This window comes from Rubneribacter badeniensis (assembly GCF_002899695.1).
Lineage (GTDB): Bacteria > Actinomycetota > Coriobacteriia > Coriobacteriales > Eggerthellaceae > Rubneribacter > Rubneribacter badeniensis.
In genome coordinates this window covers 1-523 of sequence record NZ_PPEL01000193.1, presented here as the reverse complement: position 1 = coordinate 523, position 523 = coordinate 1, and the positions used below count along the sequence as shown (strand labels likewise).

The window sequence follows — 523 nt, the reverse complement described above, 5'->3', positions numbered from 1 at the left end:
ACCGGGCTCTTGCCCAGAAGCGCTGCCACGGTGCCCGCCGCCGCCAGCACGAGGCTGGCCACGGCCACCGCAAGGTAGATGGTGACGTCTGCCACGAGGTCGGCACCGGACACGAGGGCGTTCTCCATGCCGCCCACGCCCATGACCTGGACGCAGAACCCACCGATGGCGAGCACCGCGCCGGCTGCGGCCACCACGATGCCGGCCGTCTTGAACGAGCCCTTAAGCGCATCGGGGAGCGCGCCGGCAAGGCCCAGCACCAGCGTGCCCAGCGGCATACCGCCCAGCAGGGCGAAGCCCAGCAGCTGCACCACCACGAGCGGCGAGTTCCACGAGGCGATGGTCTCCATCACATAGGCCATGCCGGTGAAGCAGGCGAACACGGCGGCGGCCACGGCCACCACGGCCACGAAGCCCTTGCGCGCGCCGCCGGAGAGCTTGCCAGCCAGTGCCAGGATCACGTACACCAGGGCCAGCACCACGAACAGCGAGCCCACGAGGATCTCGTTCGACAGCGGCGAGG

Annotated in this window: 1 protein-coding gene; it reads right to left on the bottom strand. The window is 70.4% G+C overall.

What is annotated here, in order from left to right; genetic code table 11:
* A partial coding sequence (locus tag C2L80_RS13620) for a DmsC/YnfH family molybdoenzyme membrane anchor subunit (protein ID WP_169999098.1) occupies positions 1 to 523 on the bottom strand: 523 nt, incomplete at both ends.